This is a genomic window from Lysinibacillus sp. EB271-A1-10B (assembly GCF_058791335.1).
Genome location: NZ_JBYTDL010000005.1, coordinates 273003 through 288282 on the forward strand (window position 1 = coordinate 273003; position 15280 = coordinate 288282).

Annotated in this window: 22 protein-coding genes; 5 read left to right on the forward strand and 17 right to left on the reverse strand. The window is 36.6% G+C overall.

Features of this window, described 5'->3' with window-relative positions:
• Positions 1 to 5: 5 nt before the first annotated feature.
• From AC3WSK_RS10125 to AC3WSK_RS10140, 4 genes are all read right to left on the reverse strand, one after another.
• On the reverse strand, positions 6 to 971 hold the full coding sequence (locus AC3WSK_RS10125; RefSeq protein ID WP_492414656.1) for a nuclease-related domain-containing protein: 966 nt from the start codon (positions 969 to 971) through the stop codon (positions 6 to 8).
• Between the two features lie 141 nt (positions 972 to 1112).
• The gene (locus tag AC3WSK_RS10130; RefSeq protein ID WP_427481599.1) at positions 1113 to 1907 is read right to left on the reverse strand and encodes an ABC transporter ATP-binding protein; all 795 of its coding nucleotides are present in this window, start codon (positions 1905 to 1907) and stop codon (positions 1113 to 1115) included.
• Positions 1900 to 2928: an ABC transporter permease gene (locus tag AC3WSK_RS10135; RefSeq protein ID WP_427481597.1), complete on the reverse strand. Its 1029-nt coding sequence runs from the start codon at positions 2926 to 2928 to the stop codon at positions 1900 to 1902. Before AC3WSK_RS10135 ends, AC3WSK_RS10130 begins: the two co-directional genes overlap by 8 nt.
• A gap of 666 nt (positions 2929 to 3594) precedes the next feature.
• Positions 3595 to 4617: an ABC transporter substrate-binding protein gene (locus AC3WSK_RS10140; RefSeq protein ID WP_079559327.1), complete on the reverse strand. Its 1023-nt coding sequence runs from the start codon at positions 4615 to 4617 to the stop codon at positions 3595 to 3597.
• Between the two features lie 601 nt (positions 4618 to 5218).
• On the opposite strand from AC3WSK_RS10140, the gene AC3WSK_RS10145 reads away from it, so the two are divergent.
• Positions 5219 to 5473 carry a hypothetical protein gene (locus tag AC3WSK_RS10145; protein ID WP_079559326.1) on the forward strand — a complete coding sequence of 85 codons (255 nt, stop codon included), beginning with the start codon at positions 5219 to 5221 and terminating at the stop codon, positions 5471 to 5473.
• 569 nt (positions 5474 to 6042) lie between these two features.
• Here the strand turns inward: AC3WSK_RS10145 and AC3WSK_RS10150 are convergent.
• The 4 genes from AC3WSK_RS10150 to AC3WSK_RS10165 all read right to left on the reverse strand — a co-directional run bounded on the left by AC3WSK_RS10150 (position 6043) and on the right by AC3WSK_RS10165 (position 7767).
• A complete protein-coding gene (locus AC3WSK_RS10150) occupies positions 6043 to 6180 on the reverse strand; it encodes a hypothetical protein (RefSeq protein WP_492414657.1) in 138 nt (45 codons plus the stop codon).
• 17 nt (positions 6181 to 6197) lie between these two features.
• Positions 6198 to 7088, reverse strand: coding sequence for a helix-turn-helix domain-containing protein (locus tag AC3WSK_RS10155; RefSeq protein WP_492414658.1), 891 nt, complete (start codon positions 7086 to 7088; stop codon positions 6198 to 6200).
• Positions 7089 to 7151: 63 nt separating this feature from the next.
• Positions 7152 to 7328, reverse strand: a complete 177-nt coding sequence (locus AC3WSK_RS10160) for a hypothetical protein (RefSeq protein ID WP_492414659.1) — start codon at positions 7326 to 7328, stop codon at positions 7152 to 7154.
• A 67-nt stretch (positions 7329 to 7395) separates the two neighbouring features.
• Positions 7396 to 7767: a hypothetical protein gene (locus tag AC3WSK_RS10165; RefSeq protein WP_492414660.1), complete on the reverse strand. Its 372-nt coding sequence runs from the start codon at positions 7765 to 7767 to the stop codon at positions 7396 to 7398.
• Positions 7768 to 7914: 147 nt separating this feature from the next.
• On the opposite strand from AC3WSK_RS10165, the gene AC3WSK_RS10170 reads away from it, so the two are divergent.
• The 4 genes from AC3WSK_RS10170 to AC3WSK_RS10185 all read left to right on the forward strand — a co-directional run bounded on the left by AC3WSK_RS10170 (position 7915) and on the right by AC3WSK_RS10185 (position 9513).
• The gene (locus AC3WSK_RS10170; RefSeq protein ID WP_370080604.1) at positions 7915 to 8124 is read left to right on the forward strand and encodes a helix-turn-helix domain-containing protein; all 210 of its coding nucleotides are present in this window, start codon (positions 7915 to 7917) and stop codon (positions 8122 to 8124) included.
• 99 nt (positions 8125 to 8223) lie between these two features.
• Complete coding sequence (locus tag AC3WSK_RS10175; protein ID WP_492414661.1) at positions 8224 to 8745, forward strand: PH domain-containing protein; 522 nt, start codon at positions 8224 to 8226, stop codon at positions 8743 to 8745.
• Positions 8746 to 8870: 125 nt separating this feature from the next.
• Entirely contained in the window at positions 8871 to 9020 is a 150-nt protein-coding gene (locus AC3WSK_RS10180) for a hypothetical protein (protein WP_492414662.1), read from the forward strand.
• 253 nt (positions 9021 to 9273) lie between these two features.
• On the forward strand, positions 9274 to 9513 hold the full coding sequence (locus AC3WSK_RS10185; protein ID WP_492414663.1) for a DNA-binding protein: 240 nt from the start codon (positions 9274 to 9276) through the stop codon (positions 9511 to 9513).
• A gap of 54 nt (positions 9514 to 9567) precedes the next feature.
• Here AC3WSK_RS10185 and AC3WSK_RS10190 read toward each other — a convergent pair whose 3' ends face one another.
• From AC3WSK_RS10190 to AC3WSK_RS10230, 9 genes are all read right to left on the reverse strand, one after another.
• Entirely contained in the window at positions 9568 to 10284 is a 717-nt protein-coding gene (locus AC3WSK_RS10190) for an N-acetylmuramoyl-L-alanine amidase (RefSeq protein WP_492414664.1), read from the reverse strand.
• Positions 10281 to 10685, reverse strand: a complete 405-nt coding sequence (locus tag AC3WSK_RS10195; protein ID WP_492414665.1) for a phage holin family protein — start codon at positions 10683 to 10685, stop codon at positions 10281 to 10283. Before AC3WSK_RS10195 ends, AC3WSK_RS10190 begins: the two co-directional genes overlap by 4 nt.
• A gap of 69 nt (positions 10686 to 10754) precedes the next feature.
• Positions 10755 to 11390, reverse strand: a complete 636-nt coding sequence (locus tag AC3WSK_RS10200) for a hypothetical protein (protein WP_492414666.1) — start codon at positions 11388 to 11390, stop codon at positions 10755 to 10757.
• Positions 11391 to 11483: 93 nt separating this feature from the next.
• On the reverse strand, positions 11484 to 11591 hold the full coding sequence (locus AC3WSK_RS10205) for a CD1375 family protein (protein WP_205756646.1): 108 nt from the start codon (positions 11589 to 11591) through the stop codon (positions 11484 to 11486).
• 2 nt (positions 11592 to 11593) lie between these two features.
• Entirely contained in the window at positions 11594 to 11929 is a 336-nt protein-coding gene (locus AC3WSK_RS10210; RefSeq protein WP_492414667.1) for a hypothetical protein, read from the reverse strand.
• Positions 11930 to 11940: 11 nt separating this feature from the next.
• Positions 11941 to 13266, reverse strand: coding sequence for a glycine-rich domain-containing protein (locus AC3WSK_RS10215; RefSeq protein ID WP_492414668.1), 1326 nt, complete (start codon positions 13264 to 13266; stop codon positions 11941 to 11943).
• Positions 13266 to 13811, reverse strand: coding sequence for a putative phage tail protein (locus AC3WSK_RS10220; RefSeq protein WP_492414669.1), 546 nt, complete (start codon positions 13809 to 13811; stop codon positions 13266 to 13268). Before AC3WSK_RS10220 ends, AC3WSK_RS10215 begins: the two co-directional genes overlap by 1 nt.
• The gene (locus AC3WSK_RS10225; protein WP_492414670.1) at positions 13808 to 14845 is read right to left on the reverse strand and encodes a baseplate J/gp47 family protein; all 1038 of its coding nucleotides are present in this window, start codon (positions 14843 to 14845) and stop codon (positions 13808 to 13810) included. Before AC3WSK_RS10225 ends, AC3WSK_RS10220 begins: the two co-directional genes overlap by 4 nt.
• Positions 14842 to 15279 (reverse strand): DUF2634 domain-containing protein, encoded by a 438-nt coding sequence (locus AC3WSK_RS10230; protein WP_492414671.1) that lies wholly within the window; start codon positions 15277 to 15279, stop codon positions 14842 to 14844. Before AC3WSK_RS10230 ends, AC3WSK_RS10225 begins: the two co-directional genes overlap by 4 nt.
• Position 15280: the final 1 nt, after the last annotated feature.

The window sequence follows — 15280 nt, forward strand, 5'->3', positions numbered from 1 at the left end:
TACAATTACTCTAATAAATTGGCAGGAATTACATATTCCCTATTTTTATTTTCACCTATCTCTTCAAATTTTAACTTTTTTAATAAATAATAAACCGCCTTCTCTGAGTCAATATCAAAAAACTTACGAAACTGAGCATTTGTAATATTGTTGCTCAGCATTAATCGAAAATCATGTAATGCGATTAGCATTGATTGATTATCAATCGATTGGCAATTGCTACAAAGCCATTTCCCATGGGTGTAACGTAGGACATGGTCAAAATGACACTGCGAGCATAGTGCCCCCGTCTTCAATTCATCAACCATAATATCTAGGGTCCATTGAGTTGGTGTATGCATCTTTAAAATATGCTCTGATATTTCTCTCAAATTTTTTTCACTTAGACAGACTTGTTGATGCTGCTTGAACAGTTGATCTATCCTTTCAGCCAAGCCACTCACATGAATAATCGGTTGCGCGGACAAACTGGACGTCATAATCATATTCGGATTTGAAGAAACGACTATATATTCAATCGGTATATGATGCCCACTCATTTGAAATAATCTACGCAACATTCTGGCGTGTCGCTTCACTTGATCAAAAGGATTGCGAAAACCATCTACTTTGTCATCAGACGTAATTCGAATAAATTGATGCTTATCTTCCATATATTCTACACGCCCAACGATATTTTTGATTTCAACGATTAGCACAAAATGTTGGGACATAAATAATGTGTCCATTTGATGTGTCGATCCAGCAGCACTCTCAGCCTTAAGCTCTACATCATGCAATAAATAATACGTATGTTCCAAATAGATTTCCCGCCATTCTCGATCTACTCTTTGCTCGCCAACAATGCCAGCCCTTGTTCTTCCTAGCATTTCTTGAAAATAATAATACTTAGCGTGAGATTTCGGTAAACGCCTCTCGATCATTTCTAACACGCGTTGCTTTGATGAAACTTCGCGCTTTTTAAGTAACATATTTTCACCTCCTTTAGCTAGATTATAATGCACTCCCTTGAACTTAACTAAATTTTCAGTTTTTAATTCACCCAACTTCCCAAAAATATCGGCACCCATCAAAAAACGCCCACACTAAATGTATGAGCGTTTTATCATTTATTATCCTAGTAACGCACGGTCTGAGTTCATTTTTTCGCCGCGGATACGTTCGAACTCTGCCATTAAATCTGGGATGGTTAATTCATGCTTGCGATCCTCGCCAACCTCTAAAATGATTTGACCTTTATCCATCATAATCAGTCGATTTCCTAAGTCTAAAGCTTGTTGCATATTGTGCGTGACCATTAATGTCGTTAAGTTATCTTTTTCAACTAAGTATTTCGTAATACGTGTGATTAACTCGGCACGAGATGGGTCGAGTGCCGCCGTATGCTCATCTAACAATAAAATCGAAGGCTTCGTGAAGGTCGCCATTAAAAGAGACAGCGCCTGACGCTCCCCTCCCGACAGTAAGCCAACTTTTGCAGACAGACGATTTTCCAAATTTAAGCCCAACATCTCCAACGACTCCTTAAAAAATTCTCGACGCTTTTTATCTACGCCGAAGCGCATACCTCTAGTCTTATTACGTGAGTAAGCTAATGCTAAATTTTCCTCAATCGTCATTGTTGGTGCTGTACCAGCCATCGGATCCTGGAATACGCGACCGATGTAATGGGAGCGCTTATATTCTGGTAAAGACGTAACCTCATTTCCATCAATTGAAACCATACCGAAGTCTGGTGTTAGTGCGCCAGAAATCATATTCATCATAGTCGATTTACCAGCACCATTACTGCCGATAATTGTGACGAAATCCCCTGGCTTTAAGTGCAAATTAATTTCTGCAAGTGCAATTTTTTCATCAGGCGTACCTTCATTGAAAACCTTATTAATACCGTGTAATTTAAGCAAGGCCCTTCCCTCCCTGCTCAACCGTCTTTACTCGTGTTTTCTCCGCTGCGCGCTTCACCCTACGTTTGCGCTCCTTACTCTTATTGATTAATTGAGGTAAAATCAACGCAATAATAACAATGATAGCTGTTATTAATTTCATATCTCCTGAATCAAGGAAATCTACTCGTAATGCCAGCGCTAAAATAATGCGGTAAATGATAGCTCCGGCAATGACGGCGAAAGTTGTACGCATAATTGTTTTTGTACCGAAGATTGCTTCGCCGATAATAACAGATGCCAGACCGATAACAATCATCCCGATCCCCATACTTACATCTGAGAACTTCGAATATTGCGCGATTAAAGCTCCCGAAAATGCGACAAGTGCATTAGAAAGTCCTAGCCCAAGAATAATAAGAGTATCTGTGTTTGCCGAGAAGCTACGAATCATACGCTTATTATCACCAGTTGCTCGAATAGCCAGGCCGATTTCTGTTTTCAAGAACCAGTCTGCAATGAACTTAATTAAAATCGTGATAATTAATACTACGATTATCGTACTCCATGTTGAAGGTAGTTGCTGAACGCCGAAGCCTTTTAGTAAGTTATTTAATGCCGTATCGATTCCCAAATTACTCCAAAATGCTTGAAACTTTGAAAATAAAGTTTCTGAATTTAATAATGGAATATTCGGACGACCTATCGTATTCTCTGCAGTGGATCCCATAATACGTAGGTTAATAGAATACAAAGCAATCATCATTAAAATCCCCGATAATAGAGGATTAATTTTCCCCTTCGTGTGAAGAATTCCTGTCATACATCCAGCAATAAATCCAGCAACAATTGCCACTAAAGTCGCTAAGATCGGGTGGTAGCCAAGCAGAATCATCGTCGCCGCTGTAGCCGCCCCTGTTACAAAGCTTCCATCAACCGTTAAATCCGGAAAATCTAACACGCGGAATGTTAAATACACACCAAGTGCCATAATCGCATAGATGATTCCTTGCTCCGTTGCGCCAAATATTGCTATAAACATAGTTGAATCATCTCCTAATAATTTCTTAAACAAATTTTTATTAAAAATTCTTATCTGAGATCCATTCTCTAAAACGATGGAGCTCAAAATTAAGATAATTGAAAGCCATACATAATATAATCTAAGGATTTAGCGCGACGTCTGTGATAAAATCTTCTTCCAACGTTCATATTGCTAGAAGTATGTTCCGTGCTCACTTGTAGAAAGCTTTACTAAATCCATTTGTTCAATAATGGCTCATCACCAAAAGTTGGAGATGATATTTATTAATACTTTCAATGTATATAAGTTGATTGGAGTGGAGACTGGACGACTCCTTGGGGATCAGCGTCACAGATGAGACCCTGGAGCGAGTGAAGCGGCTCATCGGACGCCCCCAGGAAGCTTTGCTCTGTGCGAAAGCGTAGTGTTAACGTAGCGGCAGCAAATGTTTTATCTGTGCGAAAGCGTAGCGACAGCAACAACAAAGCGCCCAGTCGGAACGGAAATCAACCCTACGCTATGATGATGTACTAATTTAATGGGCATTTCCTGATCTAATACGATTTACTATAGGACTCTTTCTTACATAAAAGCCCTTTAAATTTTTTTATTCTAAAAGAAGATAAAGCGGGGGCAGTTTTAGTTCTCCCCCGCTTCGCTCCATAAGATGATCATGTCAGGTCATTACTTTTCTAAAAGCTCCGCACCCCAAGAATCTTTAATGTCGATTCCTAAATCATCTGCTACTTTTTTATTGATTAATAGTTTTAGCTTTTGTGGATATTGAGCTGGAATATCAGCAGGAGTTGCTTCACCTTTTAGAATCTTCACAGCCATTTGTCCTGCTTCATAACCGATGTCAAAATATTCAAAACCATATGCACCTAAGCCACCACGTGCCACAGAGTCAAGCTCTCCAACAACTAATGGTAATTTATTAGCATTTGCTACATCAATGACAGACTCAAGTGCCGAAACTACTGTATTATCAGTAATAATATAGAATGCATCAGCTTTACCGATTAACGATTCAGCAGCTTGTTTTACTTCTGCAGACGTTGCCGCAGATGCCTCAACTACTGTTAAGCCTTGCTCATCCATCACTTTTTTCACTTCTTTTACTTGTGCTACTGAGTTTTGCTCACCAGCGTTGTAAACCATACCTACTTTTTTCGCACCCAAATCCTTTAAGAACGCCACTGTTTTCGAAATAGTATCAGGATGTAAATCGATTGTTCCTGTTACATTTTTCCCTGGCTTCTCTATAGAATCGATGAGCTGTGCGCCAACAGCATCTGTTACAGAAGTAAAGATAATTGGAATATCACTAGTTGCTGTTGCTGCCGCTTGTGCAGACGGCGTAGAGTTCGCAAAGATTAAATCTACGTTGGCACTTACTAGATTGTTTGCAATCGTCGTGTTAAGACTGTTATCACCTTGCGCTATTTGTTGATCGTAATCTACTTTTAAGCCAGATTCTTCAATCGCTTTTTTGAAACCTTCAGTTGCAGCATTTAAAGATGGATGCTCCACAATTTGAGTAATCCCGATCTTATATGTTTTATCATCTGTCGTGCCGCCCTCACTTGCATTATTCGTTTCGTTCCCTTTCGAATCCGACGAACTAGAACCACTGCTACCACAAGCAGCAAGCATTAAAACTAATCCAAATAACAGGAACGAAAGCTTTTTTAAATTGCTTTTCACAAATAATCCCCCCGATTTTAATCTCTGATATTTATCACACTTTATCCAAGCGAAGTGTGAACGTATCGCTATATTATCGCTATTAGCAAGGTTCGTCAACAACATTATGAATCTTCTGACTATTAATTCCAGCAAAATATTTTTTCTTTTCAATCAATTTGTCGCTTTAAACCGCTAAACTACGCTGTTTTTACAATTTGATTTCTTTTTCTAACATAACAAAAAATTTTTTTACAATTTAGCGAAGTTATTTTTCTGACATCTAATTTTAAGTAATATATGTAAAAACTAAAAAACCTGACAGTGAAAATGTCAGTACCTCATAACAGGTTTAATTCGCTCTTACTTTTTTAAATTTTCTACTAGCCCACTACTTTGAGTAACAGGATATTTTGGAAGTTTGAGTAACGTCTTGAATTGCTGAATAAAAACAACCCGCGAGTGCTTTAGAAGTATTACTCCCTTTATGGTTAGACGTGCAATACTCATTTATTTCTTGCTAATAAAAATCTACAGAAAATGTTCATTTTAGTCCCCCTTTTTACATTTAATGCATATGATGCATATGAGATTAGTGCCGTTCCCAAAAAGGAGGAATACCATGAATAATGATAAAATCGATTTAAACCAATCTTCTTATTCACAAGAACATCAAAATGCAACTATAGGAAATGTTGATACAATCATTTCTAATCTATGTGACAGTCTATTTGTTTTTGCTTTGGATTTCACTCTAAATGCCTTAGAGTATACGAAAGAAATGGAAGAGGAATTAGAATATACAGATGAATTCAAGAAACAAGTTAACGATTTAATTTTTGAAATAGAAGAAATTAAAAATACTTTAGAGGAGTAATTTCTAAAAGTGCTGTTCATAATCATTGGATATATCCCTCCCCCACTATCAATAGAGCCTCCATTCACCCTGCCCCAAAATCCGCTTAATTATTTAGCGTTTTAAACTACTGAAATGGTCACTTGTTAAAAGTACTGTTTTAACAAGTGACCAGACATATCCACGACTTCAAACCTTTCGAGGTTACTTCTCATCTGCTATTTCTGCATAATTTTCTAGTAAGTGTACAAGCCCCTTTTCATAGGCATTGTCATTAAAAAACTTTGAACAAGATCAAATTATTATCGTTAGCACTATAATTTTTTACACGTAGCTATTTACAAATAAGCATGAACATTGATATGATTGCATTTGCTTCACGTGGTTCGTAACCATCCCACGAATAAATTATGAATACATCTGACGACACAAGAAAAATTGAAATGCTCTTTAAACATTGGTATATCAGTATTTATAACATTTTAATGAATTTCCCAATGTGCGTATCACTACAATTAAAATCAAATCTTTTTACACATTTTTTACACATTTTTTCACACAAGACCACCGATAATAAGGTGGTCTTTTTCTTATCTCCGCACAATATACACTCTTACACGAGATTCTATATATCCCTTCTTATCAACAGCTTTATTAACATCTGTGGAAGGTTTTTTAATTGGTTCTTCCAAAATGTCATACATAGTCATTTGCTTTTGTTCTTTCATATCTTATTTTCCCCTCTCTACCATTCCAGCCAATTTTCTAAGTTTGGTCTGCTATTTATTTGTGTACGATCATCACGTTCATTAAGCCAGTTATAAAACTGTACAGGACGTTCTCTATGTTGCGTCTCTTCTATATATGATGATTTATTCGATTTATTACTTAATCGCTCTACAGCCTTGCTATATGCCCCTACAAACACAGCTCTTAAAGTGCTTGCAATTGTTAGTACACCTTCCTTAATATCCATAGCGATTTTGAATATCACATTCTTAGCTCTAATGAAGTCAGGTGCATTTTGAACCTGAGTAGCTAATACACATTTATGTAATTCATCTTTTAAGTTATCTGCTAAAGGCAAGCTATTCATGAAATCGAATAACATCACCTGGTACTCGTTCATGTATTCTTTTTTCTTTTCAGCTTGCAAAGCCAATTCATTTTCAAGGCTCATAATATTATTTGCTTGTTTAGAACTTAAAAGATTAAAAGAGTTTAAAGATAGGTTTTCAGATTGTTGCACTTCAACCTTACTCTCACAAGGTTTTTCAGCATTTTCACGCTCGGACATTGACGCTGGGACATTGTAAGGCAAAATGATATAAATACTTGCTCCTTGTCCACCTTTGCTTTTAACAGTCGTTTCTTTCTTAACGATTCCTAGTGATTCCAACTTTGAAATAGCTCGATAAACTGTCTTTGTGCTAATCTCCAATGATGCAGCAATTGTTGCAGCCTTTAAGTGACAAGCCCCTGGATGTTCTAAAGCGTGACTAGCAAGCTTGAAAACGATGGCACGTTCTGATTCAGTCAAATCATAATAGTGTGCCGCCATGTGTTCCTCAACAGCTGTGTCCATATCTACTATTGATTCAAATGATTTGTAAGTCGCTAAGTATTCAAATGCCATCGTTTTCACCCCGCTTTCTAATTCCGAACTTTCTAGGATCCATTGAATGAATATTGTTCGTTTTTACTTAAATGCTTTACGTAAATTTTCACGTATCTCTTTTACTTCTAAATCTGTAAGCAATCTATGATATCTAATAATCCACTTCAATCGATTTTGATACTTATGAGCATCCGTAATTTCATTATGTTGGTTCATTTTTGCTTGAAGGTATTTCTGACGTTGTTGAATGGTTTTCAATTTATTCACCTACCTTTTATTTAAAAACTCAATCGAGAGCACTCAATGAATGCTCCCTGTTCAGTCCTTAAACACCTTTGTAATTTGGTTCGCAATTTACACAAACATCATCTGAATAATCCACGATATTCACTTCTGATTCCTCAAAAGTTTTACTGCAGATTGAACATGTGATTAAAGAATCAAACCATTCGAGCGCTTTCTGGCTCTTATTGATTATTTGGCTAGCTTCATTTGCTCGCTTTTGGCAGAAGCTATATTCAGAAATTTCCTCACTAAATTCTTTTAGTGTTATTTGTCCAGCTTGATACTTTCTCATAGATTCAATGGCTGTAGGTTTTACCTGTTCAGCCTTACTTGCATAATCTCTTTCCAAATCGATGTTTAAATTTAATGCACCTACCCAATATTCTTTTGTGTGCGATTCATAAGTTTGCATTTAAAATACCTCATTTCGATAAATTATTTGTTAAATACATAATAAATGATTAAAATGTATATTACAACTGTTTTATGATTTTAATGCATATTTATTTTCAAAATGTGCTATAATATGTTTAGAAATAATATTAAATGAGGTGAATGCATGGAGATTACAAAGAAGGTAAAAAGATTACTGGTTGAATCTGATATGAACGCAACTCAATTAGCAGAAAAGATTGAAACAACTCAATCCAATCTATCTCGCAAAATGAAAAACGAATCATATTCAATAACAGATTTAATTAAGATCGCTGAGGCTTTGGACGTTAAATTGGAGATTAATTTCATAATGGAAGACGGTACGAAGATTTAAAGCAGATAACTAATTACGGTTGTCTGTCTTTTTTTATATGTACTATTGGCAAGATTTTCTATAGAATTAAATTACATTATTCTGTAAGGAGTGCATGACATGGATACAATAGCAGAAACAATAAAATTTGCAGGCTTTGGAAAGAAGAAAGCAATGGCGAAACAAATTCAAATGTTTGACGATAGACTGACAGAACAAGGTGAAGCACTACTTGCTGTATGTGCATCTGTTAAAGGCACAAAACAGCTTTATGTAACTGACCAACGAATCTTATTACACGAAATCAAAGGGATCGTATCTAACGATGAAACGAGTATTCCTTTGTCTTCAATAAGTAGTATCAACATTTCTAACAAACTTGTTTACTCAAAAATTGAAATCGTATCTACTGGAAACGTAGCTATCATTGACGATGTGCCCGCGCATATTGCACTTGAAATTAAATCAGGTATCGAGAACTTAAAGACAATGGCAAAAACTGCGTCTGCTCCATCTGCTAAGAAGGAAAAGGACATGTACGATGTTGCCGATGAAATTCGAGAATTGAAGGAACTATTAGAGGATGAATTAATTAATCAAGAAGAATTTGACGCGAAGAAAAAGCAATTATTAGGAATCTAGGTCACTCATTTGAGTGGCTTTTTTATTGAAAATTTTTAGCAAAAGAGTAAAATAATTTACATAAAGCTATTTACTTTATTTAATAGGTATAGTATAATAAGAATATAGAAAGGAGGTGAACAAGAGTGGATGAATTTGAGAAAATCCTTGCAACAGTCGCACTTGTCGCAACAACATTCAAAGCCATCACATCAGGCTTTAAAGACATTTACGACATGACACAAGGAAAAAAGAAAAAGCGACGCTCTCCGGGCAAGAAGAAACGTCGCAAGTAACACTGGAAGGAGGTTAAACCCTCCTTCTCAATCAAATTATATCACATCCACTTACATGTATGAAAAAATTGCTTCAAAGATTAGGTTACACAAACATTGCTTTATTAATTGCCAGTACAATCATAGTAATGGTATACGTTGATTTTCAGAATCCATCAGCTTTAGATTATGTATTAATTGCACTGTACGTAATCACAATCTTAATTCACATCACAAGACTTATTCTGTTTATGTTTAAAGCGAGGTGAGGTAAATGGAATACACATTTGGATCAACTGAGGAACTTCTTGAATTTTTAAATGCGGAATTGGTTTCTGCAGCTGAAGCAGCTGAGATATTGGAAATATCTAAAGTTCGTCTCGGTAAATTAGTAAAAGACGGAAAGTTAATAGCAGCTAAAGAACAACCAAAAATGTTCTTAAAAAGCATGCTACTAGAGAAAAAAGATGAACTTGAAACGTTACGAAAAAAGTTTAGACCATATGATGAATAAACAAAAAAAAGCCCAGGCGCTCAAAATTAATTGAGTACCTGGGCTTTTGAGTTATCAATTTACTTCATACAATTTTGTTATTTTGCTCTCATTGTTATAAACAAGTTTCAATCCTAATAGCTCGGCTACATCACGTACTTGAACATGCGTCCTACCATCTATAATCACAGCTGGGATAGTCTTAGCATCATTTAGCATTACTTTCGCTTCTTGTGCCTCTTTTTCTTCCTCTTTTTTTGTATAGCATAAATAAGTAGCTAATGAATCTGCTATAGCAGTACAAATAGCATTAAAGTTTTTTTGGTACAGTTCAACGTCTGCTTTGCTGTCAACAAAACATACTTCAATTAAGATAGCAGGCTTGTTGGTGTTTTTAAGGAAATATAACTCTGTACGTTGTTTTGGCCCACGATCTTTTAGCCCTGATACTTTTGCAATTTCAGCACTTACTTTAGCTGATAAATCCTTCATATCATAATACAGTACCTCTACACCACGCGGAGCATCAGTTACACTTGCAGCGTTGAAATGAATGCTCCAATCTAGCTCTCGCGCTTGTTTATTGTGATAATTTACGATGGTTTGGAGATTTTGATTTTGTGTAGTCCAAGTATCATCATGGAACACTGAACCAGCACCGTTGTACTCCGATGTTAAGATACGATGTACTTCATTTGTTACTTTACGCGCCTCATCTACCTCATCGATAAAATGTTTTGCACCTCTGATTTTTAATCCGTGACCACTAGAACCTACGTATCTTTTAGTCATTTCGCTTCACCCTCTCCTGTTTTATCCTTAACGATTGCTAAAATATTTTTAATAAAGTCAGGCATTGGTAAGCCCATCTTTGTACCGTTTTCTGTTATCGAAATAAATTCGAGCACACAGAATGCAATTGCTGCCCCATCCCCTGCGTACTCGATACCTGGTATTACTAATGAAAGCATGTACACCGAACCTACTAGTAATAAGTAATAAATTTTTCGCATAGCGCCGTTGAAACCTACTCGGCTATTTAAGTTTTGATTAACGATCCCACTCATAATTCCTGTGATATAGTCAATAGCCATAAAGCCGATTAAAACAGTTACAGCCATTCCTAGACCATCAACTGAATATGACACCAATGTGCCAATTGCTCCACTTACTGCAGCGATCCATTTTTCCATTACAACACTTCCCTTTTCACAATATAAAAGCCCTCTACAATAAACTGTAGAAGGCTTTTCAAGCACATATTAATTTTTATTTTTTACTGTAAGTTTGTAATAACGATAGTCATTCGGCTTCTCTAATAAAAGTCCCCTACTTTCTAAAGTTATAGCACACCATCTCAAACATGAAATTTTTTTTACTGAAGAAACTGGCTCTAATATAAAATTTCGGCTCAAAATTTTATGCATATCACCATGGGTAAAAGTAATTAAATCTATATCACCACTTTGCTTTAACCACTTTGAAATTGTTAATAAATCTTTCAATATCAATTTATTTACCTCTGGTGGTAAGCAAGGCTTGTCATCGTATCTTTTTAATATACATCTTACAAGATAAATAGCATTCACTCGTTTTTTTCTTTTTTCTTTTTTTATTTTTTGATTTAATTCGTAATTAACTCCATCTGTTGTAATTACAAAAAATGACGCCTTTTTATTAATTTCCAGTTTTTCAGTCAATCTCATAAATTTTCTTTTTTTGTATTCTCCTATTAAAGCTAACATCATAATTAGGCTGGTGGTAACCCCAAACGGAATGCATAGTTTATATATCCCTTCAACAGAAATTAATACAAATAAAATAATGTAAATTATTAGTAAATAAAAAGTCACTTTTTTTAATATCTCAAGTTTTCGCATATCACTTATATTGTTCACTTAGTTAATCACCCTTCCCTTAACATAGTTCGACAAAAGGAAAGGATTTCCTGCTATTTTAGACAATAAAAATAACGCTAGCTTATGCTGCGTTTACTTATCTGCATCTATTAATTTTTGTACAGCTTCTCGCCACAACAACGGCACCTGGTCAACTGTTCGTAAATTCTCTTTAATTAAATCCCAATATAATTTAGCCATTATTATAAAACCTCCTTGTTTATTAATGTATCTACTAAGTCAGCAACAGCTAATTGATTCTCTGTTTTATCTCGTTGTTGCACTTCTGCTGTTTCAGCAATTGCTAATTTCAATTGTTGAGTTTCTTCTTGTAATATCTCTAATGCTGTTTTAGGAATATCAATATACTCGTAATACAGTTCTTTGGTTCCCTTGTCATAGAATAACTCTGGTGTTTTGCCTTTTATGTTTTCGGGTTGTGGGAAATTGCTTGCGTCATACTCGACCGCGATTTCGCCAAACGAAAACACGCTTAATACTTTGACTTTTGCATTTTCTGAATTAGGAATAATTATCATATTTGCCCCTCCTACCAATAAAATTCGATTCTACCGTCTCCACCTCTACCACCAGCACTGTTAGAGTATTGCCAACCGCCACCGCCACCGCCAGAACCTTTTGACCCTTCGACGCCGTGCGGGTTTCCGTCATTGATATTCGCACCTCTACCACCTACGTAGCCAGTTAGGTAGAACCCTGGTCCTGGGTCACCAGGAACGTAGTAATAATCCCAGCTGCCATTTTTTGTTCCGCCTGGCATTCCAGGACCCTGGTCTCCTGGAGAACCAGCGCCCCCTCCACCTGGAGCGTATTGCGCGCTGGATGCTTGGTCTCCCTCTCGTCCAGCAGAACCCGTTATATAATAAAGTTCTGTAAATCCAGCTTGAGGCGTTCTCTTTACATATTTCCCTGTCGCTACAGAAAGCGAAGGCTGGTACATGATACCCGTGGTACCCCTAGCGTTTTCTCGGGCACCTTCTCCGCCGTACCCTTTAGAAGAACCCTTAGCCCAACCGCCACCGCCACCGCCATATATCCATAATGAAGACGATGAATTATTAAGGAAAATAATAGAATTACCACCTGCTTGTCCGTCTTGACCAACAATTCCTGTAGCCTGTCCATAATCCCCGCCTTTACCTACATCAACCCTAATAGCATCTCCTGGTTTACAATCAAAATAACCAGTAGAGAAAGCGCCAGAACCGCCACCGCCACCTCCTTTGTAAGATGAATCGACAACATTACCACCACCGCCGCCACCAGCGCCTAGTGCTCTGTAGAATACTCTGTATACACCTTTAGGGACTGTCCAATAAAAAGTACCAGGCGTTGCCCATGTTGCGCTATTATGCTCTACCACCCCGCTTCCGCTACCCTGCAAGAAAAAATTTGTACCGTTGAAACTTACCGTTGCTATTGCTCCCGACGCAAAAGCATTAGCTGATAATTGACTTCCATCGGGGTTCAATACTTGGAACGTACTACTAACTTTAGTGCCGTCTGAACTTTGTACTTTCAATGAAATAATTGGGCTAGCATTAGTTTGGTTAACAAAAACCCTGTAAGCACTACCTTGTTTTGGTTTCGGTGGAGTAGATGTATCCCAAAGAATATTGTCAGATGTACATACCCAAGCGTTAGGGGCGTTAGTACCTCCAATAAAACGAATATGACCTAAATCATCTTTGATATGGTTATCGACCTTTGTATCAGTTTGCTCAGATTCATCAATCTTTTCTTCAATGCGCTTCATTTCCGTATCTATTCCATCAAATGTTTGTGCTATAGTATCAATCTTTGCATAATCACCTCGTTCAGGTACAGGAAAGTTGTAATTAGCTGTTTCTCTCATTAAATCAACTCCTCATTTAAAACTTCATCCCATGTAAGATGCTCAATCTCTTCCCACTTACGTGTTTCTATAGCCATCCACGTATTGAAAATAAAAGTATATATGAACATCAAATGTGCTGGAACAGTAGTCGAAATTACTTGTTGTAATCCTTCAATATTGTCAGGAACCCCAAGTCGTCCCACAAATTTTATTTCAAATACACCAGGCGTATTTGTATTATTAATTTCAACTTCTCCATTACTAAACGCACTGGCGACACTTTTAATCGTTTCTTCTGTTGTTTGTTCAAAAGAGGCTCTGTAGTTTGCTGTAATCAATTCTCGCTGTTGTTTTAAACTAACTGCGCTTCCTAACGTTATTCCTAGATCCTTAGCGTGTATTTGCAAAGCTTTAACTGCTGTATCAATGAACAATTCATCATAGTTATCTACATTTTGTTGATCTAAACCTTCTAATTCTTTAGCAGCTGCGAACAGTATTTGATTAATCAATTTACTTTTACGCTCATAATCAGGTAGTGATTTAACTAAATTCTCAATCAAACCAATGTCACCGTCCCTAAAATCGGAATATTGGTATCAGGAATATCTATGTTGCTTGTACCTTCATTAAGTCTTAAATCCACATAATCAACTATTCCTTCTGTTTCTAAAATGATTTTTCCAATTTGAGCACGCGAAACATAATCCAATTCAAATGCTAATGATTTCAAATACCGTTTTATATTTGCTTCTAATGCCATTCTTACATCTTCGTTTGTTAATCCCTCTTGTACTGTTATATCAACACTAACATTGATTTCAAGACTTGTAGCCCCTTCTACAGTAACTATTGCGCCAAAGGGCCGTTCGCTCTCTATATGCTTAAAAACATCATTTATAAGTTGCCCAGATGGTATTTCAATATTGGCATCCACAATTACTACTTTAATCGTTAGAGGGCCATTCCAAAGAGGGTATACTTTAACCTTCCCTACTCCAACAACCTCTTTCGCCCATTCTTCATAATGATACTTATTGCCTGCTTTCCCTGGGCGCTGCAGCTTATCATAGTATCGCTGACGTAAATCATCATCCGATTCTGCAGCATAGCCATTTGTTACTGCGTTTTCATTAATTACACTTGTAACTCCGCCAATAGTTACTGGAAAACTTTTAATAGCGCCAACAGGCACATTCCCAATTGGTCCAGACAACTGACACCTTACTTCTACATAACCTTCTCCATTTCCACTTAAATCAACAGTTTCCTTCGTTTCATAGAAGATTTCATCAGCTGCCACAAGTGAATTTAACAACACCGTTTGATTAGCATTACCTATTAATTTGACAGGCGTAGTTGCAAAAGTTGCTTCCTTTCTGACAATGCCAGCACGTTGGAATACAAAACGAGTTAATTCATCACCTGTTAAATTGTCTACATTCAATTTATCAATTGTTTCATTCGACTTTTCTGACTGTCCACTCACCACATTCGCTACGGATCTCGTTACATCATAGGTGAATCCACCGTCTGATTTATCAAAAGTGTCGTCAATCTTATTGAGCATACGTTCATGAATCACATCTATACTCATGTATTCACCTCCAAAACCTCATCGTCATAAGTGCTATTGACGGTTAGATTGGCGATTAGTTTACTTCCCTCTACTTCAAAAGAAAAGTCAACAACACCTGTGATAAAAGGATTCCTCAACAATGCCTCTGTAATTTCTCGTTCAATCTCAGCTTTTACAAAATCAGTTGGAAGAACGCTGCCGATCAAATCGTCTATTTGTGGTCCATATTCTATATTCTTGTGAACAATGGCTCGATATTTAACAGTTCGAATACTTTTCTCTATCCATGCTTTAAGGGCTTCTTTTCCCTCTAATAGGACAGGCGCACCATTTTTATACACAAAATCGCCTGTTTCATAATCAAATAAAAAAGCTTTACCATCAAAGATATTAATACCTTCGTCAGTAAGCTCGCCATCAATAATGTATTCTAAATCGTCTTCAGGAAACATA